Origin of the sequence: Bradyrhizobium nanningense, from assembly GCF_004114535.1 — a bacterium.
In the GTDB taxonomy this organism is placed as follows: domain Bacteria; phylum Pseudomonadota; class Alphaproteobacteria; order Rhizobiales; family Xanthobacteraceae; genus Bradyrhizobium; species Bradyrhizobium nanningense.
In genome coordinates this window covers 145,564-169,238 of record NZ_LBJC01000024.1, presented here as the reverse complement: position 1 = coordinate 169,238, position 23,675 = coordinate 145,564, and the positions used below count along the sequence as shown (strand labels likewise).

Annotated in this window: 22 protein-coding genes; 6 read left to right on the top strand and 16 right to left on the bottom strand. The window is 64.7% G+C overall.

Annotated elements, in window-relative coordinates:
- Positions 1–47 precede the first annotated feature (47 nt).
- Entirely contained in the window at positions 48–1,397 is a 1,350-nt protein-coding gene (locus XH84_RS18410; protein WP_128923019.1) for an MFS transporter, read from the top strand.
- Positions 1,398–1,607: 210 nt separating this feature from the next.
- On the opposite strand, the gene XH84_RS18405 is transcribed toward XH84_RS18410, so the two are convergent.
- The 11 genes from XH84_RS18405 to soxX all read right to left on the bottom strand — a co-directional run bounded on the left by XH84_RS18405 (position 1,608) and on the right by soxX (position 11,207).
- Positions 1,608–3,323: an N-acyl-D-amino-acid deacylase family protein gene (locus tag XH84_RS18405; RefSeq protein ID WP_128922860.1), complete on the bottom strand. Its 1,716-nt coding sequence runs from the start codon at positions 3,321–3,323 to the stop codon at positions 1,608–1,610.
- A gap of 199 nt (positions 3,324–3,522) precedes the next feature.
- Positions 3,523–4,731: an MFS transporter gene (locus XH84_RS18400; RefSeq protein WP_128922861.1), complete on the bottom strand. Its 1,209-nt coding sequence runs from the start codon at positions 4,729–4,731 to the stop codon at positions 3,523–3,525.
- Positions 4,732–4,975: 244 nt separating this feature from the next.
- Positions 4,976–5,143, bottom strand: a complete 168-nt coding sequence (locus tag XH84_RS18395; protein ID WP_164936679.1) for a hypothetical protein — start codon at positions 5,141–5,143, stop codon at positions 4,976–4,978.
- Between the two features lie 100 nt (positions 5,144–5,243).
- Positions 5,244–6,281 carry an MBL fold metallo-hydrolase gene (locus tag XH84_RS18390; protein WP_128922863.1) on the bottom strand — a complete coding sequence of 346 codons (1,038 nt, stop codon included), beginning with the start codon at positions 6,279–6,281 and terminating at the stop codon, positions 5,244–5,246.
- A gap of 306 nt (positions 6,282–6,587) precedes the next feature.
- Positions 6,588–7,046, bottom strand: a complete 459-nt coding sequence (locus XH84_RS18385; RefSeq protein ID WP_128922864.1) for a DsrE family protein — start codon at positions 7,044–7,046, stop codon at positions 6,588–6,590.
- A complete protein-coding gene (gene soxB / locus XH84_RS18380; RefSeq protein ID WP_128922865.1) occupies positions 7,043–8,794 on the bottom strand; it encodes a thiosulfohydrolase SoxB in 1,752 nt (583 codons plus the stop codon). The genes XH84_RS18385 and soxB overlap by 4 nt, the downstream gene beginning before the upstream one ends.
- Positions 8,795–8,849: 55 nt before the next feature.
- Complete coding sequence (locus tag XH84_RS18375; protein ID WP_128922866.1) at positions 8,850–9,155, bottom strand: hypothetical protein; 306 nt, start codon at positions 9,153–9,155, stop codon at positions 8,850–8,852.
- Positions 9,152–10,015, bottom strand: a complete 864-nt coding sequence (gene soxA, locus XH84_RS18370) for a sulfur oxidation c-type cytochrome SoxA (protein ID WP_164936680.1) — start codon at positions 10,013–10,015, stop codon at positions 9,152–9,154. Before soxA ends, XH84_RS18375 begins: the two co-directional genes overlap by 4 nt.
- A complete protein-coding gene (soxZ, locus tag XH84_RS18365; protein ID WP_128922868.1) occupies positions 10,015–10,326 on the bottom strand; it encodes a thiosulfate oxidation carrier complex protein SoxZ in 312 nt (103 codons plus the stop codon). The genes soxA and soxZ overlap by 1 nt, the downstream gene beginning before the upstream one ends.
- Positions 10,327–10,339: 13 nt before the next feature.
- Complete coding sequence (soxY, locus tag XH84_RS18360; protein WP_128922869.1) at positions 10,340–10,831, bottom strand: thiosulfate oxidation carrier protein SoxY; 492 nt, start codon at positions 10,829–10,831, stop codon at positions 10,340–10,342.
- A gap of 25 nt (positions 10,832–10,856) precedes the next feature.
- Positions 10,857–11,207 carry a sulfur oxidation c-type cytochrome SoxX gene (soxX, locus tag XH84_RS18355; protein WP_128922870.1) on the bottom strand — a complete coding sequence of 117 codons (351 nt, stop codon included), beginning with the start codon at positions 11,205–11,207 and terminating at the stop codon, positions 10,857–10,859.
- A gap of 237 nt (positions 11,208–11,444) precedes the next feature.
- On the opposite strand from soxX, the gene XH84_RS18350 reads away from it, so the two are divergent.
- Positions 11,445–12,116: a DUF938 domain-containing protein gene (locus XH84_RS18350; protein WP_128922871.1), complete on the top strand. Its 672-nt coding sequence runs from the start codon at positions 11,445–11,447 to the stop codon at positions 12,114–12,116.
- Between the two features lie 181 nt (positions 12,117–12,297).
- On the opposite strand, the gene XH84_RS18345 is transcribed toward XH84_RS18350, so the two are convergent.
- Positions 12,298–14,367, bottom strand: a complete 2,070-nt coding sequence (locus XH84_RS18345) for a prolyl oligopeptidase family serine peptidase (protein WP_164936681.1) — start codon at positions 14,365–14,367, stop codon at positions 12,298–12,300.
- 210 nt (positions 14,368–14,577) lie between these two features.
- On the opposite strand from XH84_RS18345, the gene XH84_RS18340 reads away from it, so the two are divergent.
- Together XH84_RS18340 and XH84_RS18335 are read left to right on the top strand one after the other, a co-directional pair.
- Positions 14,578–15,825, top strand: coding sequence for an MFS transporter (locus XH84_RS18340; protein WP_128922873.1), 1,248 nt, complete (start codon positions 14,578–14,580; stop codon positions 15,823–15,825).
- Positions 15,826–15,965: 140 nt separating this feature from the next.
- A complete protein-coding gene (locus XH84_RS18335; protein WP_128948494.1) occupies positions 15,966–17,204 on the top strand; it encodes an MFS transporter in 1,239 nt (412 codons plus the stop codon).
- A gap of 259 nt (positions 17,205–17,463) precedes the next feature.
- Here XH84_RS18335 and XH84_RS18330 read toward each other — a convergent pair whose 3' ends face one another.
- Together XH84_RS18330 and XH84_RS18320 are read right to left on the bottom strand one after the other, a co-directional pair.
- Complete coding sequence (locus tag XH84_RS18330) at positions 17,464–17,955, bottom strand: VOC family protein (RefSeq protein ID WP_128922875.1); 492 nt, start codon at positions 17,953–17,955, stop codon at positions 17,464–17,466.
- A 292-nt stretch (positions 17,956–18,247) separates the two neighbouring features.
- Positions 18,248–18,793, bottom strand: a complete 546-nt coding sequence (locus XH84_RS18320; protein WP_128922876.1) for a carboxymuconolactone decarboxylase family protein — start codon at positions 18,791–18,793, stop codon at positions 18,248–18,250.
- Positions 18,794–18,932: 139 nt separating this feature from the next.
- Between XH84_RS18320 and XH84_RS18315 the strand changes: the two genes are divergently transcribed.
- Positions 18,933–20,147 (top strand): acyl-CoA dehydrogenase family protein, encoded by a 1,215-nt coding sequence (locus tag XH84_RS18315; protein WP_128922877.1) that lies wholly within the window; start codon positions 18,933–18,935, stop codon positions 20,145–20,147.
- 142 nt (positions 20,148–20,289) lie between these two features.
- Positions 20,290–21,429 (top strand): acyl-CoA dehydrogenase family protein, encoded by a 1,140-nt coding sequence (locus XH84_RS18310; protein WP_128922878.1) that lies wholly within the window; start codon positions 20,290–20,292, stop codon positions 21,427–21,429.
- 207 nt (positions 21,430–21,636) lie between these two features.
- Here the strand turns inward: XH84_RS18310 and XH84_RS18305 are convergent, their stop codons facing one another.
- Complete coding sequence (locus XH84_RS18305) at positions 21,637–22,674, bottom strand: amino acid ABC transporter substrate-binding protein (protein ID WP_128923020.1); 1,038 nt, start codon at positions 22,672–22,674, stop codon at positions 21,637–21,639.
- An 86-nt stretch (positions 22,675–22,760) separates the two neighbouring features.
- Positions 22,761–23,366, bottom strand: a complete 606-nt coding sequence (locus XH84_RS18300) for a L,D-transpeptidase family protein (protein ID WP_128922879.1) — start codon at positions 23,364–23,366, stop codon at positions 22,761–22,763.
- Positions 23,367–23,675: the final 309 nt, after the last annotated feature.

The following is a 23,675-nucleotide window of genomic DNA, read 5'->3' as shown; positions in this document are numbered from 1 at the left end:
AGACGGCCAAATCAAAAAAGTGCCAAAAAAGACATGCGGGGAGAATGATGAGCGCTCAGGGAACGCCCAATGCGGCGGGCAGGACGGCAGGAGAATCCAGGGATTCGGCAAAGCCAACGCCGAAGGGCGCCTGGACCGTCACTTTTCTCCTCTTTCTCTTCATGGTCGTGAATTTTGCGGACAAGATCGTTGTCGGCCTCGCCGGTGTGCCGATCATGACCGATCTGAAGCTCTCGCCGGAGCAGTTCGGCCTGCTCGGCTCCTCGTTCTTCTTCCTGTTCTCGATCGCCGCCATCGTGGTTGGCTTCATCGTCAACAAGGTGCCGACGCGCTGGGTGCTGCTGGCGCTTGCGGTGGTCTGGGCGCTGGCGCAGTTTCCGATGGTCGGCGCCGTCTCCTTCACCACGCTCCTGATCTGCCGGGTCGTGCTGGGCGCGGGCGAAGGCCCGGCTTTCTCGGTCGCCGCGCACGCGATCTACAAATGGTTCCCCGACGAGAAGCGCACGCTGCCGACCGCGATCCTGTCGCAGGGCTCGGCTTTCGGCGTGATCCTCGCCGTGCCGGCGCTGAACTGGGTCATCGTCAATCATTCCTGGCACTATGCCTTCGGCGCGCTCGGTGTCGTCGGTCTGATCTGGGTGTGTGCCTGGCTCGCGCTCGGCAAGGAAGGACCGCTGGAGGACACGCAGGTCCTGGCCGCGACCGAGCAGAAGATCCCTTACTTGCAGCTTCTCACCTCGCGCACCTTCATCGGCTGCGTCGCGGCGACCTTCGGTGCCTATTGGGCGCTGTCGCTCGGCCTGACCTGGTTCACGCCGTTCATCGTCAAGGGGCTCGGCTTCTCGCAGAGCCAGGCCGGCTTCATTTCGATCCTGCCCTGGGTGTTCGGCGCCACCACCGTCATTCTCACCGGGTGGATCTCGCAGGTGATGATGGCGCGCGGCTACAACACCCGCGCGGCGCGCGGCGTTCTCGGTTCGGTGCCGCTGGTGATCGGCGGGCTGATTCTGTCGACGATGCCGCATGTTCAGGGTGCGGGCCTGCAGATCGCGCTGCTCGTGGTCGGCTCGGGCCTGTGCGGGGCGATCTATGTCGTCTGCCCGCCGATGCTCGGCGAGTTCACGCCGACCTCGCAGCGCGGCGCCATCCTCGCGATCTACGGTGCGCTCTACACGCTGGCCGGCATCGTCGCGCCGGCCGTGATGGGGGCGACGATCCAGCGTGCCGGCAGCACCATCGACGGCTACATGACCGGCTTCACCATCAACGCCGTGATCATGGTCGGCTCCGGCCTGCTCGGCCTGCTGCTGCTCTGGCCGAACACGGAAAAGGCCAGGCTGACGCGCGGTGCCGCGACGCAAGGCACAGCGCTGAAGGGCGCGGTGTCGCCGACGTAAGGGGGGCTATTTACCCAACCAACACTGTCGTCCCGGACAAGCGCAGCGAAGCGGAGCGCAGATCCGGGACCCATTAACCACAGGAAGTGGTTTGGCGAAGACTCGGAGTTACCAGTTAACTCCACAACCACTCCCTGTGGTTATGGGTCCCCGCGTTCGCGGGGACGACACTGAGATCGAGGCGCGGCCTTCGATCTCAACGCGCTTGCGCTAGTTCACCCCCTGCGCGCCCCGGATCAGCTTCCCCGGCCGCCGTCCCGTCGCCTCGCCCTGCCGCCGCGTCACCACGCCTGACACGATCGTCGCCTCGTAGCCGTCGACATCCTGCAACAGCCGTCGCCCGCCCACGGGCAGATCGTAATGCACCTTCGGCGGATGCAGGTGCAGGCGGTCATAGTCGATCACATTGACGTCGGCCTTGTAGCCGGGCGCAATCAGCCCGCGGTCGGTGAGGCCGACCGAGAGCGCGGTCTTGCGTGATTGCGCCGCGACCACGAACGGGATCGACAGCTTCTCGCCGCGCGTGCGGTCGCGCGTCCAATGCGTCAAGAGATAGGTCGGGAAGCTGGCGTCGCAGATGATGCCGCAATGGGCGCCGCCGTCGGACAGCCCCGGCACCGATTGCGGGTCGATCAGCATCTCGCGCGTCGCATCGAGATTGCCGTCGGAATAATTGAGGAAGGGCACGTAGAGCATGCCGCGGCCCTGGTCCGACAGCATCGCATCATAGGCCAGCTCCTCCGGCTGGCGCCCCTGCCTGCGCGCCTGCGGCCCCAGCGCATTCTCCGGCGGTTGCTCGTAATCGGGGGGATCACCGAGCAGGAACATCTTGTCGTAGTTGGGCCGGAAGAATAGCGGATCGTCGGTCGCGGTCGCCTTCTCGCTCAGGATCGCCTTGCGCACCTCTGGCTCGTGCAGCCGCGCCAGCCGCTCGGTCAGCGGCAGATGCGCGATTGTCCTGTAGCTCGGATGGGTCTGGAACGGATTGCGCGACAGCTCGAGCCCGAGCAGCAGCCCGACCGGGCGCGCCGCAATCTGCGCGGTGATGGAGAGGCCGCGCCTGGCGGCCGCGTTGATCTCGTCCAGCGTCTGGCGCCAGCGGTTTGGCGCCTTGTCGTTCTGCGTGATCGAGAACGAGATCGGGCATTTGGTGGCGTCCGCCACCCGCAGCATCATCGGCAGGTCTTCGTGGATGGTCGAGAGGTCGAGCACGAATTGCAGCACGCTGCGACCCTGCCGATGCATCGCGCCGGCAATCGCGGTGAGCTCGTCCTCGCCGGCCTTCAGCGTCGGCGTGAAGTCGCCGGTCGAGGTGCGGTGGTTGAGCGTGCGCGAGGTTGAGAAGCCGAGCGCGCCAGCGCGCACCGCCTCGACCGCGAGCCTTGCCATCGCGGCATTGTCCTGTGCGGTCGAGGGATCGCGCCGCGCGCCGCGCTCGCCCATGACATAGACCCGCAGCGCCGCATGCGGCAGCTGCGCGCCGACATCGATGTCGAAATCGCGTTTCGACAGCCAGTCCATGTAATCCGGAAAGCTCTCCCAGGCCCAGGGAATGCCGGCGCTCAGCACCGGCTCGGGAATGTCCTCGACCCCCTCCATCAATTGGATCAGCCGGGTCTGATCCTCAGGCTTGCACGGCGCGAATCCGACGCCGCAATTGCCCATGATCGCGGTGGTGACGCCGTTCTGCGACGACGGCGTGATGTCCTGGCTCCAGGTGACCTGGCCGTCGTAATGGGTGTGCACGTCGACGAAGCCCGGCGTCACCAATTTTCCGCGCGCGTCGATTTCCTCGCGGCCCTTCGACCCAACCTTGCCGACTTCGCTGATCTTCCCGTCGGTGATGGCGACATCAGCCTCGAACAGCTCGCCGCCATTTCCATCCGCAACGGTGCCGCCGCGGATGACGAGATCAGGGATGCTCATTGGTGTTTCTTCCCGGTTTGTTGTTGCTTGTTGTGCGAGTCTCTCTCAGCGGTCGTCCCGGACAAGCGAAGCGCAGATCCGGGACCCATAACCCCAGGGAGATGTTTTGCGAAGACTCGGAGTGACCAGTCTCGCGCCGCAACATCTCCCTGTGGTTATGGGTCCCCGCGTTCGCGGGGACGACGACCGAATGTGTAGCTCATGCCGTGCCTTGCCGCTTCCGTTCTGTGAACGGCGACAGCACTACTGTCGCCATCATGAAGATCACCGACGCGCCGAACACCCAGTGTGGCGCGCTTTGGTCCATGATCCAGCCGAACAGCAGGGGTGAGACGATGCCGCCGAGATTGAAGCCGGTGGAGACGATGCCGAAGGCGCGGCCTGCCGCGCCGGGAGGAGCCGCATTGCGCACCAGCATGTCGCGCGAGGGGGCGATCACGCCGGAGAGGAAGCCCGCCACCGTCATCGCGGCGGTCAGGATCCAGCCGGGCAGCGTCACCAGTGCGATCAGCAGCACGATGGCCGCGTTCACGGCAAAGCAGGCCGCGGCGACGTAGCCGTGGCGTTCGGTGTGATCGGCGAGGAAGCCGCCGGCGAGCACGCCTGCGGCGCTGGCGCCGAGAAACGCGGTCAGCATGACGTTGGCTGCCGAATAGGAGGTCCCATAGCCGCTCATCAGCGCGACGACGCCGAAGTTGTTGATGCCGGCGACCGACAGGCTGAGCAGCATGAATAGCGCCGTCAGCGTGATCAGCGCCGGGGTGATGACGGCCTGCTTCGACGCGTTTTCCGTGCCCGGCTTCGTCTTGCTGGCGCCGGCGTCGGGAATGTTCATGACGAGCAGCAGCAGTGCCACCAGAATGCCGATCGCGCCAGATGCGATCAGCGCGCCGACGCCACCGGACAGGGCGACGAGTGCGGCAACGATCGCCGGCGCCACCGCTCCGCCGAGAAAACCGGCAAAGGTGTGGATCGAGAAGGCGCGCCCCATCCGCGCCTCGTCCATGTGCTCGGCCAGGATCGCGTAGTCCGCGGGATGATAGACGCTGTTGGCGAGGCCTAGCAGCACGGCGCAGGCAATCAGCGAGACGTAGCTGAGGTGCAGGCCGAGCAGGATCAGCGCTAAGCCGCCCAGCGTGAGGCCGATCATCAGGATTCTGCGCGCGCCAAAATGATCGACGAGGTAGCCGGTCGGCGCCTGCGTCAGTCCGGACACCACCGCGAACACGGTGAGCGCGAAGCCAAGCTCGATATAGCCAACGCCGAGCTGCGCTTTGAGAAACGGGAACAGCATCGGCAGGACCAGCAAATGGAAATGGCTGACCCAATGCGCGATCGAGATTCCCGTCAGCGTGCGCAGCGCGCTGGCCGCCTTGCCTTGTTGCGGTGCGGCGAGAACGTCGACCATTGCAGTTCCGTTTCACTCCCCAGAAGCGCGGAAACTATCGGAGAGCAGTTATTTGTCCATAAACGCAGGCGCATGGCAGGTAGCGCGGGCGGTCTGTCGTCCCTGCGAACGCAGGGACCCATACCGCGTGATCTCTCGATTGCGACCGGTCGCAGTACCGAACGCCGCTCCTCCGCCAAACTCCTCCCTGGGGTTATGGATCCCTGCGTTCGCAGGGATGACAGCGGAGTTTGGGGCCACACCCTCACAACGGCTCGTCGTCCGGACCGTAGCGGTCGCGTTTCGGCGTTGCGATGTCGCCGTCCTCGTAGTCGTCGTCATCACGAGGAGACGGGGGAATCTTCGCCTTGTCATCCGCCGGCTTTTTGTCGGCGATTTTGGGAGGCGCGCTCGGTTTGCCGATCTTGGTCATGGCTGATCCCGGATGGTGATGCTGCACCCGATCCTAACCCGAAAATATGTGCGGTCCCTGACTTGGCGCAATCATCGCACCCGAGGATGGTCTTCTGCCGTCAGTGCACGAGCGGCCCGCCAGCCTTCTTCCAGGCATCCACGCCGCCGGCGATATGCGCCGTGTTGGCGAGGCCGGCCTCCTTGGCCGCAGCCACCGCCATCGCCGAGCGCTCGCCAAAGGCGCAGAAGAACACGATGCGGCGGCCGGTGGCCGCTGCGACCTCGCGCAGCATGCCGCCGGGCTTGAGGCTCTCCTCGACTGACGGATAGGGTGTATGTAGCGCGCCTTCGAGCATGCCGTGCTTGGCACGTTCGTTGGCCTCGCGCAGATCGACCAGCAGGATGTCGGGCCGGCCGAGACTGCGGATCGCCTCGATGGCGCTGAGCGCGCGGCCTTCTTTCTCGAGTTCCTCCTGATGCAGGCCGACATGCATGTTCGCGGGCACGGCCACGTCCATCATCTTGGGATTCGGCAGCTTCAGATTGGCCATCAGCTCGATATATTCGTCGACCGAGCGCACCTGGAGCCTGGGATTGTAGCGCTTCTCCTCACCGATGGTGGAGACGGTGTCGCCCTTGTAGTCGTGCGCCGGGAACACCATCGTCTCGTCCGGCAGCTTCAGCAGCCGGTTGAAAATCGAATCGTACTGCGCGCGCGAGGAGCCGTTCTGGAAATCAGTGCGGCCGGTGCCACGGATCAGCAGCGTGTCGCCAGTGAAGACGCGATCGCCCATCAGATAGGAATAGGAATCGTCGGTGTGGCCGGGCGTGTACATCACGTCGAGCGACAGGCCCTCGATCGTCACCTTGTCGCCGTCGGCGACCCGCATCGCCACGACGTCGGCCTTGGTCTGGTCCCCCATCACGGTCATGCAATGGGTGCGGTCGCGCAGCTCGCCGAGGCCGGTGACGTGGTCGGCATGCAGATGGGTATCGACCGCCTTGACCAGCTTGAGGTCGAGCTCGCGCAGCAATTGGCAGTAGCGGTCGACCTTCTCAAGCACGGGATCGAGGATCAACGCTTCGCCGCCGGGACGGCTGGCGAGGAGATAGCTGTAGGTGCCCGAAACGCTGTCGAAGAGCTGACGGAAAATCATGGCATGAGATCCGGCGGTGGAACTGATTTCGAGGATTTTACTACGCCAGCGCCAGGATAGAGAAGCAATTTGCTGCGTGGAGGAGATAATTTAGAAGATTGTTATTTGCGCGGGACGAGTGGACGCGGTGGCCGATCCACAAATCCGCCGTCGTCCCTGCGCACGCGGGGACCCATAACCCCAGGGAGGAGTTTGGCGAAGACCAGTCGTTCGGTACTGCTACCGCCGCGATGGATAGATCACGCGGTATGGGTCCCTGCGTGCGCAGGGACGACAGCGGAATGCGACGCGAGAGCGCAGCGCCTTCTACGGCCGCACCAGTGTGTACCCATTCTCCGCCAGGAACAGGATCTGCCCGGCGCCCACCTGCACGGGTGTCGCCGCGGGAATGAACTCCGGCCGCTTGCCGGTCTCGCGCTCGATCGTATCCACTGTGTTCAGACAGATGTCGAAACGCACGCCTTGCGCGATCAGGCTTTCGACCTGCTTGCGGCGCTCGCTGCCTGACAGCAAGAGGTCGATGCCGGGACCGAACGTCACCACCTCGATCGCGATCTTGTCGGGGGCGTAGGCCTTCAGGAGGTTGTTGGCGACGCTGAGCACCAGTGCCTGCTTGTTCGCATCGCCGTCGGAGAGCTGCAGCACGATCTTGTGCTCGGCGAACGGCTTGTCCTGGAGCAGCACCTGTTGCGCCGAGGCTGGCGGGGCGGCGGCGAAGATGAGCAGCGCCAGCATCAGCGCGGATAGGATCTGCGCCCGCCTCATCCCTGTCCCGCAATGCCTGGATTGTCGTCGACCCCCCTCAGCGTGACACCGGAGCCGAGCCGCTCCTGAAACATCCGGCCCGAGCGCAGATATTTGCCGACGACATCCCACACCGGCGCGCCTTGCTGGCCGGTGACCGAAGCCCAGCCTGCGACCTTGTAGCGGTGACTGGCGCTGAGCGCCTTGCCGCTATCGAGCTTCAACTCCGAGATGCGGTTGCCGATCGCGGCGGTCGGCGCGCAGGTGTAGCTGAGCCCGCCGGCGCGCACCATGTCGCCGCCCTGCTGGTAATAGGGATCGGTGTTGAAGAGGTTGTCGCAGATGTCTTCCAGCACGTCCTTGATCTGGGCGCCCGTCATCTCCTGCACATAGGTCTCGGGATAGGTGATCGCAGTTTCCGCGAGCACATCTTCCATGGTCAGCGCCTGGCCGGACAGCGCGGTGACGCCCCAGCGGAATCCCGGCGACAGCGCGATCTCGGTATCGAGCTCGGTGCGGAGCGCGGTGCAGATCAGCTCGTCGACCGGTCCGGAGAAATTGCCGCGGCGATAGAGCAGGCGGTCGGGCGTTGCGATCTTCGCTGACCAGTCGGTCACATGCGGCGCGCGCAGCCGGCCGATCAGCTCGGCCATGGCGGGATCGGGCTTCAGCAGTTCGGAATAAACCGGCAGCAGATGATAATGAACGTCGCTGACCTTGCCCTTGTCGATCGCGAGATCGAGCACGGCGAGGAATTTTCCGTTCGAGCCGGCATTGGTGACGAGCGTGGTGCCGCCGGCGTTCTTCACCGCAATCGGCTGCGGCACGGCATCATGGGTATGACCGCCGAGGATGACATCGATGCCGGTGACGCGGCTTGCGAGCTTGAGGTCGACATCCATGCCGTTGTGCGACAGCAGGATGACCGCATCGACCTTGTCGGTGCCGCGCAAGGCATCGACATGCTTCTGCAATTCCTCTTCGCGGATGCCGAAGCTCCAGTCCGGCGTGAACCGCTTGGGATGCGCGATCGGCACGTAAGGGAAGGCCTGACCGACGATCGCGACCCGATGGCCGCCGATCTCCTTGATGACAGATGGCTTGAACACGCGCCCACTGGTCTTGTCGAAGGCGGGGGCGTCGTTGAATGCGGCTTCCTCGGTCAGGAAGACGTTCTGCGCCAGGAACTCGCCCTTGAAGCGCTCGAGATTGTCGCGCAGCACCTGCTCGCCATAGGTGAACTCCCAATGTCCCGTCATCGCCTCGATGCCGAGCAGATTGGCGACCTCGACCATGTCGCGGCCCTGCATGACGTTGGCAAGCCCGGTGCCCTGCCAGAGATCGCCGCCATCGACGAGCAGCGAACGCTTCTCGCCAACCTCGCCGCGCAAGCGGTCGACCAGCGTCTTCAGATAGGCAAAGCCGCCGAGCTTGCCGAAGCGGGCTGCGGACTTCTCAAATTCGACGCAGCTGAAGGCATAGGCATCGGCGCTGTCGGAGCGGATGCCGAAACGCTCGAGGAAAGCGCGGCCGACCAGATGCGGCGGCCGTCCAGCCATGTCGCCGATGCCGATATTGACGCTGGGCTCGCGGAAATAAACCGGGTTGAGCTGCGCATGCGTGTCGGTGATGTGCAGGATGCGCGCATTGCCGAACCGCTCGAGGTCGTAAATGCTCGCGGTTTCGGTGCCACGCGCAAGTCGCGGCAGGCCGAGCGATGCGGCGGCAAGGCCTGCAGACTTCAGGAAATCGCGGCGGCGGATCGCCATCCAAAAATTCTCCGCGCCCTCAGGTGATCGCTGGACCGTTCCACTCGGAAACAGTCTAGCGGATTTCCATCGCCTTCCAGGCGTCTTTTTCAGACGTCGCCTGGAAGATCGACGCCTTTGCCAGCGCCTCGGCCTCCTTGGCAGCGGCGGTGGCGCGGTCGAAATCGCCGCCATCCGCGGCTTTCTTGGCGGCGGTCAGCGTCGAGACGGTCACGGTCCACTGGTTGCGCAAGCCGGCAGCCTGCTTCGATGCGGCTTCGGCGGCCGTGTAGGCTGCCTTGTAGTCCGCTTCATTTGCCGCGCGCGCCGTGGCCACGAGGCCGAGCGCGAGCAGCATGGCCAAGGCAAGTGTCCGCTTCATGGCCGTGCTCCCGGGCCCGATATCGGCAGGCCGTTGGCGACGTAGGACAGGAAGTATTCGACGTCGCGGTATTCGTCCGACTGCGGCTCCAGCGGAACCGCACGGGTCTGGCTGTTGCAGGTGGCGAAGCGGCGGCTGATCGTGCCCATGCCGCTCCATTCCGAACGGTAGATCGGCATCGCGTTCAGGATGCCGAGCGCCGGCGCCAGGGTCTCGGCGCGGATGCGCTCGCCCGGGCTCTGCACATGGCAGCTTGCGCAGGAGAAGTTCAACTGGCCGCGGCGGGTGTAGAAATAGCGCTTGCCGTTTTCGAAGGCTTCGAGCGCACGCGGATCATCGGGGATCTTGATGTCCATCGGCTTGCCGCGCGAGGTGTAGGCCATGTACGCGGTCAGCGAGGCCATCTCGTCCTTGACGTAGGAGTAGGGCGCTTCCCCGTTGGCCTCGCGGCAGCGGTTGAGCGCGAGCTCCAGCGTGACGACCTTGCCTTCCTTCGTGTCGAAATAGGGATAGTTCTGGCGGATGCCGATGCCGCCGTCCGGGAAGCAGTCGGCATAGGTCTTGCCGTTCTTGAATGGCGTTGCAAACATCTCCTTGCCGGCATCGAGCGCGAACTCATAAGGCGGGAATTCTTCCTTCTCCTGCCATTGCCGCTTCAAATCCGCGTTCATGGAATACGGACCGTTGACGAAGTCCTCGTGCTTCACATTCGGAAATTTCTTAAAGAAGAAGTTCTGGAACGCCTTGGCGTCGGCGACGGGATCGATCTTGTCGGCTGCGACGACGCGCGGAGAGGTGAGGGCGAACGCCACGAGCGCGGCGCTGAGCGAGCCAAGCAGCAGGGCAGACCGGGTCTTCATCACGCGATCTTCGCGGTGGTCGTATCCGACGCACCCTGGTTGTCGGTCCAGGAGATCTTGAGCTCGTCGCCCTTCTTGGCGCCCTTGAAGCTGAATTTCACATAGGGGTCCTTGGAAACCGCGGTGCCCCAATCGGCGACGAAGACGTCCTTGCCGTTACATTCGAATTTCAGCTGCTGGATGTAATGCGCGGGGATCAGCTCGCCCTTGGGGTCCTTCACCAGGCCGGTATCCATGGGGTGCTGGATCAGAGCCTGCACCTCGGTGATGTCGCCATTGGATGTTGCGCGCACGCGAATGCTTGATGCCATCGGACCGATCCTCCTAGCCGCCGCAGCCGCCGACGGTGACCTTCACTTCCTTGCTGGCGCTGTAGAGCTTGCCGTCAGCCTCGACGATGGCGACCAATTTGGTGGTCTTGGCCATCTTCAGTCGGTTGGCGACAGCCGGAATCGCGCCTTCGGCGAGCTTGTAGGACGCTGCGAGCGCGTACGGGTTCTCGGCCACGAAGAACGAGATCGAGCTCACCTTGTCCAGCGTCGTCGTCACCGACACCGGCACGACGCCGCCGTTCTCGGCGATCTCGGGCGCATCCAGCCTGACCTTGTCGGAGGGCTCGGCGGTCTTGCCGTAGAGTGCCTTGATGGCATCGGCCTCGTTCTTCTGCCTGAAGGCCTCTTCCGGATATTTGTCGTTGGCCGCGGCACGCGCGGGGCTCGCCGTGAACGGCAGATTGCCGAGGCCGAGCAGTGCGACGGAGGCCGCGCCCTGAAGGATCAGGCGCCTTGTCGCAAGCGGGCCGGTGGTCGTGGTCATCTCTGGTCTCCTGGGCAGCCGGCCGTTACAGGGTCTGCAGGAAATCAACGATCGCGCTGATCTCCTGTTCGGTCAAAATCCGGTTCCGGCCGAACGGCGGCATCATGGTTTGCGGATTACGCTTGGTCTCGTCGAAGATGATCGCGGTGAGCTCGTTGCGATCGGGATACTTGGCCTTGAGGCCCTTCAGTTCCGGGCCGATCGTTCCCGGCAGGTCGCCGCCTTTGATGACGTGGCAGGTCAGGCAATTGCCCTTGCCGCGGTCGAAAGCGAGCTTTTGGCCGTCGGCCACACTGGATTGCGCCTGTGCCCCAGGCGCGCCGGCGAAGAGGGCCAGCGCCACCAGGATGGCAGGCTTGCAAGGAAAGGCGGTCAAGGCATCGTCCCAAGCGTTATGTCGATGATCTCGTTTGTGGAAATATATAGGCGTTCCAAAGCACAAAGGGCATCGCCTGACAATCAAGACTATGCACGCGGCAAAATGGAGTTAATATCCTCCGCATTGCAACCGGCGAGATAGTTCGTTCATCCAACAGGGCGGCACTAGCAAATTATTCTAGGGCGTTTGGCCCTCGGGCCTTCCTTTCTGTTTCACATATTTTGGGGGTCTCGCTTGGCTGAATATGTCGTCGAGTTTGGCAGGGATGGTGGACGGGTCGAGCCGGATGGGCGGCTCGATGCGCCGGCGTTCCATCGCAATCACGTGCCGATCTGGGCGGCGCTGGAAAAGCACCTCGCTGGGCTGACCGGCAACGTGGTCGAGCTCGGCAGCGGAACCGGCCAGCATGTGGTCCATTTCGCCGGCCACACGCCCGGCCTGATCTGGTGGCCGAGCGACCTCAATCAGCGCCATCTCAGGAGCATCGAGGCCTGGCGCGTGTATGCGGGCCTGCCAAACATCCGCAGCCCCCTGCGGATCGATCTCACCGATCCCGACTGGTGTCCGGAGATGAAAAACGGGCAGGCGCCGACGAGCCTTGCCGCCGTGTTCTGCGCCAATGTCATCCACATCGCGCCCTGGGCGGTGGCCGAGGGCCTGTTCGCCGGTGCCGGCCGTTATCTGCGCTCCGACGGCAAGCTGTTCCTCTACGGCCCCTTCAAGCGCGACGGCAAGCACACCGCGCTCAGCAATGCGGTGTTCGACACCTCCTTGCGTGAAGGCAATCCGGAATGGGGCGTGCGCGACATCGGCGACGTCGAGGCGCTCGCGAAGGCCGCGGGCCTTCGCCTCGTCGATTCCATCGACATGCCCGCGAACAATCTCACGCTGGTGTTTGCGCGGTAGCCACGCGGGAGGTGCGCTCCCTCCGCCGCCTGCGGGGGAGGGTCGGGAAGAGGGTGTCTCCGCGGGCGAGAACCCCCAAGAGGAGAAAGCCCTCACCCGCGTCGCTTCGCGCGGCGACCTCTCCCTCAAGCGGGAGAGGTGCATCGGCCGGTGGGTTCGCGTTGGTCAAGTCAACACGCTGTCACGCCTCGCCGTCCTTCCACCCGATCTTCTCTTTCAAAAACCGGAAGCCGAGCACCTCGAACCCCGCACGTTCCTTGTTGTCCTTGCCGTAGCCGTGACCGCCGGCTGCCGGCTCGTAGAACCAGGCCTCATAGCCCATCGCCTGGAGCTTCGCCGCCATCTTGCGCGCGTGGCCGGGATGGACGCGGTCGTCGCGCCGCGTGGTGGCGATCAGGATCGGCGGATAGGGCTGGCCGGCTTTCACGTTGTGATAGGCCGAGTAGGTCTTCAGCCACTCCCATTCTTCGGGCTTGTCGGGATCGCCATATTCCGCGATCCAGCTCGCGCCCGCGAGCAGCTTGGTGTAGCGGCGCATGTCGATCAGCGGGATGGTGCAGAACAGTGCGCCGAAGCGCTCGGGGTAGCGCACCAGCATGTTGGTGATCAGGATGCCGCCGTTCGATCCGCCCTGCGCCGCGATCCGTTTTTCACTCGTCACGCCGCGTCGCACGAGATCGGCGGCGACCGCGGCGAAATCATCATGCGACAGCTTCTTGCCGGCGAGCCGGCCGGCATCATGCCAGCGCGTGCCGAACTCGCCGCCGCCTCGCAAATTCGCCTGCACCGTCGTGCCGCCGCGCTCCAGCCACAGCTTGCCGAGCGAGGAATTGTAATACGGCTTCACGGCAAGCGCGAAGCCGCCATAGGCGCTCATATAGACCGGCGCATCGCCGGTCTCCTTTGCGGGGCCGGTCTGGACATAGGGAATGCGCTCGCCGTCGACCGAGACCGCCTCGTGCTGGGTGACCACAAGGCCGTCGGCGGTGAACGTCTTCGGCGCCTGCTTCAGCACGACCGGGCCGGCGACGCCGCGTTCGAGCAACAGCAGCGAGGGCGGCGTGAGCGGATCCTGCACGTTGGCGAGCAAATCGCCGTTGCTCTCGGATGGATGACGATCGAGCGGCCAGACGTCGACGACGCCGATCTCAGGCAGGCCTGGAAGCGTGTCGCGGCTCCAGCCGGTGGCGGATGGCGTGCGGATCTCGAAGCGCGGGCGCAGCTCGTCGAGGATCGACAGCACGAGCTTGCCCGCCGCCCAGAACAGGCCCTGCAGCGCGCGCCGCGGCGCCGGCTCGAACAGCACCGCGAAATCGCGGCTGCCGGCAAGGAATGCCGAGAGCGAGATGCCGAGCACGGTGTCGGTGGCATAGGTCCGCCCCCCGGCCGTCCAGTCCTTGCGCAGCTTCATCGCGAACCAGTCGCCATGCGCCTGCAGCCAGATGCCGGTCGGCAGATCGAGCTTGATTGTGGTGCCGGCGGCATCGCGCAGCCAGATCGCATGATTGAAGAAGTCGATCTGGTCGACGATCCAGACCCGCGGCTCAGGTCCGGTGTCGTCGACCATGCCATAGATCACCATGTGATCGGCGGTGGTTTCGATGATCACCTCCGCCTGCTCGACAGGTTGGCCGCGCCGCCACAGCCGGACCGTCCGCGCATAGCCCGAGCTCGTCGCCATGCCCTCGCCGTGCGCGCTCGACAGCAGCAGCGTGTCGGCATCGAGCCAGTCGACGCCGCCCTTGGCTTCCGGCAGCGTAAAGCCGTTCGTGACAAAGCTCTTCGTATCCATGTCGAATTCGCGCAACGTCACGGCGTCGCTGCCGCCGCGCGACAGGCTCAGAATCGCGCGTGGGCTTCCCGGCATCGTGGCGATCCCGCTCAGCAGCCAGTCCTCGCCTTCGCGCGCTGCGAGCTTGTCGATATCCAGCATGGTCTCCCACGCAGGACTGGGTTTGCGAAACTCCGCAAGCGTCGTCCGCCGCCACAGGCCGCGCGGGTTGGCGGCATCCTTCCAGAGATTGTGCAGGTCGGTGCCGCGCCGGGTGACATAGGGAATGTTGTCCGGGCGGTCGTAGATCGCAGCCAAGACGTCGCGGCCGTGCTCGTAGGCCTTGCCGCCGAACGCCTGGAGCGTCAGCTCGTTCTGCCGCTCGACGAAATCGAGCGCCTGCTTGCCTTCGATCTCCTCCAGCCACAGGAAAGGATCGTCGTCGGGAGCGCTGAGCGTGGGCCGGTCATCGACGGTCATGAACGAAACTCCCAAAGATCGCGGCGGATAGGATTTGATCGAGCGCAAGCCGTCAAGGGCGCGGCCCGCTATCATCCGACCGATTGCGTCAGAGGCATGGCCTGCGCCCGTTTGCGCCGGTTGCCCGCCCTCCCGCACCCCTCCATAGTGCCCGGGAATCAACAAAGCCCTCGTGAGCCCCTTGAAAGTCCCTTGGGGGCGGAAAAGCCGATGCTTGACGTGACTGCAGCCCATGAGATCGCCGACGACGCCCGTGCGCGCGCCAATGTGGTGCGCCTGGCCGCAGCCCAAGCGCTGACCGGCGCCAACTCGGCGGTGATCTTCGCCACCGGCGCGATCGTCGGCGCCACGCTCGCGCCCGACATGTCGTTCGCGACCGTGCCGATCTCGATGTATGTGGTCGGACTTGCTGCCGGCACGCTGCCGACCGGCGCGATCTCGCGCCGTTTCGGCCGCCGCGTCGCCTTCGTCATCGGCACGGGCCTCGGCACGCTGACCGGCCTCCTCGGCTCGTTCGCGATCCTGCACGGCTCGTTCGCGCTGTTCTGCATCGCGACCTTCCTCGGCGGCCTCTACGGCTCCGTCGCGCAGTCCTATCGCTTCGCCGCCGCCGACGGCGCCAGCGCGGCCTACCGGCCCAAGGCGGTGTCCTGGGTGATGGCGGGCGGCGTGTTCGCCGGCGTGCTCGGTCCGCAGCTCGTGCAATGGACCATGGACGTCTGGCAGCCCTATCTGTTCGCCTTCAGCTTCCTGGTGCAGGCCGCCGTGGCGCTGATCGCCATGGGGATCGTGGCCGGCGTCGATATGCCGAAGCCCGCGCCGGCGGATCTGCATGGCGGCCGGCCGCTCTTCACGATCGTGACGCAGCCGCGCTTCGTCGCCGCGGCGCTGTGCGGCGTGATCTCCTATCCCATGATGAACCTGGTGATGACCTCGGCGCCGCTCGCCATGAAGATGTGCGGCCTGTCCGTATCCGATTCCAATTTCGGCATTCAATGGCACATCGTCGCCATGTACGGGCCGAGCTTCTTCACGGGCACTCTGATCGCCCGCCTCGGCGCTCCGAAGGTCGTGGCTGCCGGCCTGCTGCTGGAAGCCGGCGCCGCCGGCATCGGACTCTCCGGCCTCACCGCGATGCATTTCTGGGCCACGTTGGCCGTGCTCGGCGTGGGCTGGAATTTCTCTTTCATCGGCGCCTCCGCGCTGGTGCTGGAGACGCACCGCCCGCAGGAGCGCAACAAGGTGCAGGCCTTCAACGATTTCCTGGTGTTCGGCATGATGGCGATCGGCTCGTTCTCCTCGGGCCAGCTGCTCGCCAATTACGGCTGGTCGGCGGTGAACCTGGTGGTGTTCCCACCGGTGATCCTCGGTCTCGTCGCGCTCTCGCTGGTCTCCTGGGCCCGCCGCCGCAGGGCGCGGCTGGATGCCGCGATGGGCGAGTTCCCGGACGCGGTGTGACTGGCAGGAGGCTGTCAGCAACGTCAATACTTCGATCCAGGTCGAAGTGATTTTCGGTGCTCGGGTTGTTACATGATGCTCGTCATCAACAGGCGAACGTGAAGCACAGCGCTCGCGGGGGCAACGAAGGACCAGCGCAAATGCTCGACAACCCCCGCACCATCTCTCCAATCGACGAATCCTCTCTCCGTTACGAAGGTTGGCGCATCGTCGCGGTCTGCTTCCTGCTCGCGACCTTTGGCTGGGGGCTCGGCTTCTATGGTCAGAGCGTCTATGTCGCCGAGCTCCAGCGCGCGCGGGGCTGGCCGACCACGCTGATCTCCGCCGGCACGACATTCTTCTATCTGTTCGGTGCGCTGCTCGTCGTCTTCGTCGGCGAAGCCGTGCGGACATACGGTCCGCGCCTCAGCCTGATCGCCGGCACGCTGGCGATGGCGGCAGCTAGCGTCGCGATCGGCGCGGTGCGCGAGCCCTGGCAACTTTATCTCGCAAATGCCGTGCTCGCCTTCGGCTGGGCCGGCACCAGTCTTGCCATGATCACCAACACGATCAGCCTGTGGTTCGACCACAAGCGTGGCATGGCGATCAGCCTCGCGCTCAACGGCGCCAGCTTCGGCGGCATCGTCGGCGTGCCGCTGCTGGTCACGCTGATCGGCCATGTCGGCTTTGCCAGTGCGATGTATGCCGCCGCCGGGGCCATGCTGGTGCTGTTGCTGCCGGTGATCCTTTTTCTCGTCGGCCGGCCGCCCGATCACCACGGCTGGCACGCGGCGGCGAAGGCCAAGGTGCAATCATCGACGCAGATCCGCGCCTGGGCGCTGCGTGATGTCGGCTTCCTGACGGTGACCATTGCCTTTGCGCTGGTGCTGTTCGCGCAGGTCGGCTTCATCGTGCACCTGATCTCGTTCCTCGATCCCGTGATCGGCCGCGAGCGCGCCGCGGTCGCCGTCGCGGTGCTGACTGCGATGGCGGTGGTCGGCCGCGTGCTGTTCTCGCTGGTGATCGACCGTCTCAACCAGCGCCTCGCCTCGGCGCTGTCGTTCCTCAGCCAGGCCGCGGCGCTTCTGGTCGTCATCAACCTGCACAATGATTTCGTGCTGATCGCGGCCTGCGCATTGTTCGGCTTCTCGGTCGGCAACCTCATCACGCTGCCGTCGCTGATCGTGCAGCAGGAGTTCGACAGCGCCGCGTTCGGTGTGCTGATCAGTCTGAATACCGCGATCAACCAGGTCACCTATGCGTTCGGCCCCGGCGTCGTCGGGGCCTTGCGCGACTGGTCCGGCGGCTATTCGCTGCCGTTCTATCTCTGCATTGCGCTGGAGGTTGTGGCCGCGGCGTTGATCATGGTGCGGGGCAAACCAAAAGCGAAGCTCTCGTAGGGTGAGCAAAGGCGCGAAGCGCCGTGCCCACGATTTCTCAATGGCTCACAAAAGTCCGTGGGCACGCTCCGCTTTGCCCACCCTACGGCACCTGTGCGAAGCCGCGACGGCGTCTCAACAAACTCCGTCATTGCGAGGAGCCCTTGCGACGAAGCAATCCAGGCTGTTTCCGCCGAGACAATCTGGATTGCTTCCGCCTACGCCAAAGGCTTCGGCGGACAAGTCGCTGCGCTCGCAATGACCGGGAGAGATCGGGAGTTCACCCCTCCCGCTCCCTCAATAGCGCCTCCACATCCAGCCGCTTCGTAAACATCGCCAGCTTCCCATCCGGCCCGAACGGCCATTGCTCCCGCGGCTTGTCCCAATACAGCTCCACGCCGTTCTCGTCCGGGTCGCGCAAATATAGCGCCTCGCTGACGCCGTGATCGCTGGCGCCGTCCAGCGCAATGCCGGCCGAGAGCACCCGATGCAGCGCATCCGCCAGCGCCGGCCGCGTCGGATAGAGGATCGCGGTGTGATAGAGGCCGGTCGTGCCTGATGGCGGCGGCGAGCCGCCCTTGCTCTCCCAGGTGTTGAGCCCGATGTGGTGATGATAGCCGCCGGCCGAGATGAAGGCCGCACCCGAGCCCATCTTCTGCATCAGCTCGAAGCCGAGCACGCCGCAATAGAAGCCGAGCGCCCGATCGAGGTCGGCGACCTTGAGGTGGACGTGGCCGATCCGTGTGCCGGCATGAACGGGGCTCTGCGACATGTGAATGCTCCATTGACAACGTCCACATAAGGCGAGCCTCGGGACAGTGCCATTGGCCTATCCCGAAACCCAGCGTTTCCGGATTCAAAACAGAGCGGAACGAGTGTTGGTTGAAACCGATGTTTCTCCAGGCTCGGTGAACCTCTCCCGCTTACGGGGGAGGTCGGCGCGAAGCGCCGGGAGGGGTTCTCTCCTCTTGGGGATTGTCCCATTGAGGAAACACCCTCTCCCCAACCCTCTCCCGCAAGCGGGAGAGGGGACGCACCTGCGTCGGGGCACAATCTCTAGCGCTTCAAGCCAGCTCCTTGACCTCGCCCTCGGGCAGCTCGAACTCGAAGGTGTTCAGCGTCATCGACACCATCGTGTAATAGCCGCACAGGCCGATCACTTCGACCACGCCGCGCTCGCCGAGCAGCTTGACCGCTTCATCGTAAAGGCCCTTCTCGACGCCGTGTCCCTCGTGCAGCGATTTCGCGAGGTCGTAGATCATCTTCGCCTTGGGATCGTCGAACGCGGGCGTGCGGCGATCGCGGATGGCGTCGATAATTTTTGGATCCATGCCGCCGGCGAGCGCGAGGCGCTTATGGGCGTACCATTCGTAATGCGCGGTCCAGTGCCGCGCCGTCACCAGGATCGCGATCTCCGAGAGACTGGCCGGGAAGATCGTGTCGAAGCGCAACACCTCGCCGAGCCGCGTGGCGTGGCGGGCCATGTCGGGACTGCTGAGCCAGGCCATCATCGGTGCCGGCGGCTTGCCGCGCTTGCCGGCAACCGACTCGTCATAGGTCTGCCGCTGGCTCTCGCTCATTTCGCCAGGCGAAAGAAGTCTTAGGCGCATCGTCGTTTCCTCTTTGTTTTCAAGCACCGTCTCGGCCTACGACTATAGCGGAATGCGGCGCGCGGAAGTGGTTGAATTCCGCGGAAGCTTGGCCCAGAGTCGCGCCCAACAAGCCGATCTTGATTGATGGAAACGACCAATGTCTGAATCCAAGAGCAGTGACACTGAATCCGCCGAGCTCGAAACGTTCCGCGCCGAGACGCGCGCCTGGCTGGAAGCCAACTGCCCGCCGGAGATGCGCAAGCCCGCGACGTCGGACGCCGACGTATTCTGGGGCGGACGCAACGCCAAGTTCTCCTCCGAGCCGCAGCGCATCTGGTTCGAGCGCATGCGCGACAAGGGCTGGACCGTGCCGGATTGGCCGAAGGAATATGGTGGCGGCGGCTTGAGCGCTGCCGAGCATAAGGTGCTCCGCGCTGAGATGGGAAGACTCGGCGCGCGTCCGCCACTGTCGAGCTTCGGCATCTGGATGCTCGGGCCGGCGCTCTTGAAATACGGCAACGACGCCCAGAAGAAGGAGCATCTGCCGAAAATCGCGGCGGGCGAAATCCGCTGGTGCCAGGGTTATTCCGAGCCGAATGCCGGCTCCGATCTCGCTTCGCTCCAGACCCGCGCCGAAAGCGACGGCGACGACTTCATCATCACCGGCCAGAAGATCTGGACCTCTTACGCCAATTACGCCGACTGGATCTTCTGCCTGGTCCGCACCGATCCCACGGCCAAGAAGCACGACGGCATCAGCTTCATCCTGTTCGACATGGCCTCGAAGGGCGTCTCGACCAAGCCGATCCTCCTGATCTCCGGCTACTCGCCGTTCTGCGAGACCTTCTTCGACGGCGTCCGCGTGCCGAAATCGCATGTCGTCGGGCAGATCAACCGCGGCTGGGACGTCGCGAAATATCTGCTGCAGCACGAACGCGCGATGATCTCAGGGATGGGTGAGCGCGGCGTCGGCCGTCCGCTCGGCCAGATCGCGGCAGACTCCGTCGGCACCGATGCGCAGGGCAAGCTCGACGATGCCATGCTGCGCGGCAAGATCGCCACGTTCGACGTCGATGAGGCCGCGCTCGCCGCCTGCGCCGAGCGTGCCGTCGATCTCGCCAAGGCAGGGCAGGCGCATCCGGCGTTCTCCTCGGCGATGAAATATTACGGCACCGAGCTCAACAAGCGCCGCTACGAGATCCTGATGTCGGCCGGCGGCGTCGACGCGCTGGAATGGGAAAGCGAGCGCTCCAGGCAGGGCGCCCGTCCGCGCGCCTGGCTGCGCACCAAGGCCAACTCGATCGAGGGCGGCACGACAGAGGTGATGCTCGGCATCGTCGCCAAGCGTATCCTCGATTTGCCGGGGGCTTAAGTTCAGTCCTCATCCTGAGGAGCGGCCATCATGCCGCGTCTCGAAGGATGGCCACGGCCTCACGGTTCGAGACGGCGCGACGCGCCTCCTCACCATGAGGGTCGCCACCGAATTCACTCGACAGTCCTTTCTGGAGCCCATCATGGCCCTCGTCCTCACCGAAGAACAATCGATGCTCCGCGATTCAGCGCGCGGGCTGATCAGCGACAAGGCGCCGGTGTCGCACCTGCGGCACTTGCGCGACAGCAAGGATCCCACCGGCTTCTCCAAGGAGCTTTGGCATTCCTTCGCCGAGATGGGCTTTGCCGGCCTGCTGGTGCCGGAAGAATTCGGCGGCAGCGGTCTCGGATTCATGGAAGCCGGAATCGTGATGAAGGAGATCGGCCGCACCTTGATGCCGTCGCCCTTCCTCGCGACCTCAGTGGTTGCGGCGTCCGCGCTGAGCCGCGGCGGCAATGCCGCGCAGAAATCGGAATACCTGCCGAAGATTTCCAACGGCTCGCTGCTCGCGACGCTGGCGATCGACGAAGGCGCAAAACATCGCCCGCTCCAGACCAGCTTGCAGGCCGTGCGCGCCGGCAACGGGTTCAAGCTCTCCGGCGCCAAGGCGCTGGTGGTTGACGGCCACGTCGCCGATCTCCTGATCGTTGCCGCACGTAGCGTCGGCTCCGCAGGGGAGCGCGAAGGGCTGACGCTGTTCTTGGTCAATCCCAAAGCCAAGGGCGTTGCGATCGAGCGCACCATCATGGTCGACGCGCACAATGCGGCGCGGATCGAGTTCGCCAATGTGGAAGTCAATGCCGACAGCGTGCTCGGCGAGGTCGATCAGGGCGCCGCTCTGCTCGACGGCGTGCTCGACATCGGCCGCGGCGCGGTCGCCGCCGAGATGGTCGGCCTCAGCGACGAGGTCTTTGGCCGCACCGTCGAGTACCTCAAGAACAGAAAGCAGTTCGGCAAGCTGATCGGCGAATTCCAGGCGCTGCAGCACCGCGCCGCCGAGCTCTATGTCGACATCGAGATCACCCGCGCCGCCACCATGAAGGCGCTCCAGGTGCTGGATGCCGATGTCGCCAAGGCCGCCGCAGCAGTCGCCGTCGCAAAAGCCCGCGCCGGCACCACCGCCACGCGCGCGGTGCAGGAGGGCGTGCAGATGCATGGCGGCATGGGCATGACCGACCAGTTCGACATCGGCTTCTTCATGAAGCGCGCAAGGGTCTGCGAGGAATTGTTCGGCGACGCCAATTACCACACCGAGCAGCTGGCGCGCGCGCGGGGGTATTGAGGCGACGGCCTCAAGGGGCAGCAGGATGGTGCCTCAACCCGGGTGTCGTCCCGGCGAACGCCGGGATCCATAACCCCAGGGAATAGTTTGACGAAGGCTCGGAGTTTAGAGTGTCTCTCCGCGGTACTGTCACCTGCGCTTATCGATAGATCACGCGGTATGGGTCCCGGCGTTCGCCGGGACGACACCAGGGAGAGTCGCCCTTTCCTACCGCATCGGCGGCGCGTACTGCACGCCGCCGGCATTCCACAGCTGGTTCATGCCGCGCGGGATCTTCAGCTTCGACTTCTCGCCGATATTGCGCTCGTACATCTCGCCGTAATTGCCGACGTTGCGGATGATGCGGACGACCCAGTCCTTGGTGAGGCCGAGCTGCTCGCCGTAATTGCCCTCGGTGCCGACGAGGCGCATCACTTCCGGCTTCTTCGACTTCAGGGCCTCGTCGATGTTCTCCGAGCTGACGCCGAGCTCTTCGGCGTTGATCATGGCGTAGAGCGTCCACTTCACGATCATCATCCAGTCGTCGTCGCGCTGGCGCACGACGGGGGCGAGCGGCTCCTTGGAGATCATGTCCGGCAGGATCATGTGATCGCCGGGCTTGGTCAGGTTCAGCCTGAGCGCGTAGAGCTGCGAGACGTCGGCCGAGAGCGTGTCGCACTTGCCGGTGTCGTAGGCCTTCACGACATCGTCGAGCTTGTCGAACTTCACCTCGTCATACTTCATGTTGTTGGTACGGAAGTAATCGGCGACGTTGAGCGCGGTGGTGGTCCCGGTCTGCACGCAGACCTTGCTGCCGGTCAGGTCCAGCGAGGTCTCCTTGTTGCGTGACCGCGGCAGCATGAAGCCGGCACCGTCGTAATAGGCGACCGCGGGGAAGTAGAGATCGTAGTCGAGCTCGCGTGCCATGCTCCAGGTCGAGTTGCGCGAGAGGATGTCGACCTTCCGGCTCTGCAATTCCTTGAAGCGCTCGCTGGCGTCGAGCGGAACGAACTTCGCCTTGCCCGGATCGTTGAAGATCGCCGCGGCGACCGCGCGGCAGAAATCGACGTCGAAGCCGGTCCAGTTGCCCTTGTCGTCGGGGATCGAGAAGCCCGGCAGGCCCTTGTTGACGCCGCACAGCACCTCGCCGCGGCGCACGGTGCGCTTCAGCGTGCGGGTGTCGTAAAACTCGTAGATGATGGCGAGAACGGCGACCAGCACGGCGACCGCGAGCCCGATCAGCAGGCCGCCTCGAAAAGTGCGCATCATGTTACTCTCTCGAAAAATCGGGAAAAGGAATTGGGAGGGGAGCGCAGAGCATGATCCGGAAGATCATGCCATGAGCGTGATTCTCAGAGCTCGGGCTTCTGCCGGATGACCACCTTGGTGCCGACAGGGACGCGGTCGTAGAGATCGGCGACGTCGTTGTTGACGAGGCGGAAGCAGCCCGAGGACACCTTGGTGCCGATCGTGTCGGGGCGGTTGGTGCCGTGGATGCGGTAGACGGTGGTGCCGAGATACATGGCGCGGGCCCCTAACGGATTGCCGGGGCCGCCGGCCATGAAGCGCGGCAGGTAGGGCTGGCGCTGGATCATCTCCGGCGGCGGCGTCCAGTCAGGCCACTCCTTCTTGTTGGTGATGGTCACCAACCCCTGCCATTGAAAGCCGTCGCGGCCGACGCCGATGCCATAGCGGATCGCGCGCCCGCCAGGCTGCACCAGATAGAGGTGCCGTTCGGCGGTCGAGACGATGATGGTGCCCGGCGCTTCGGTGGTGCGGAAGTAAACGACCTGCTTCTGCCATTCCGGCTCGAGCTGGTAGGCGTCGTCGGCGACGAGGCCCGGCTCGTCGCCGCGGTCAGGCTGCTGGGCGGAGGCGGGGGGCGCAGACATGACGAGGCTCAAGGCTGCGACGGAGGCCGCCACAAGCAGCCCGGTCCGGCGACGAAAATCGGTCATGTGATGCTCTCCCCGCTGCCACAGCGCAAATCATTCAAAGCCATCAAACCTGAGGGGCAAGTTCATGGCAAGTTGATGGCGCGTCGCCCTAGTATGTCATGAGAATGCTTTGGGTTTTTGACGCGCCCCAGGCAATGCCACAAACAGGGGATGGCGCGAAAAGCTTAGGTCGTGGTCAAGGCGGTGCTGCGCTCCCTCCCCCGCTTGCGGGGGAGAGGGTGTCCCCTCTAGGGAGACTCCCCCATAGGAGAGAGCCCCCACCCGGCGCTACGCGCCGACCTCCCCCGCAAGCGGGAGAGGTTGCTCCGA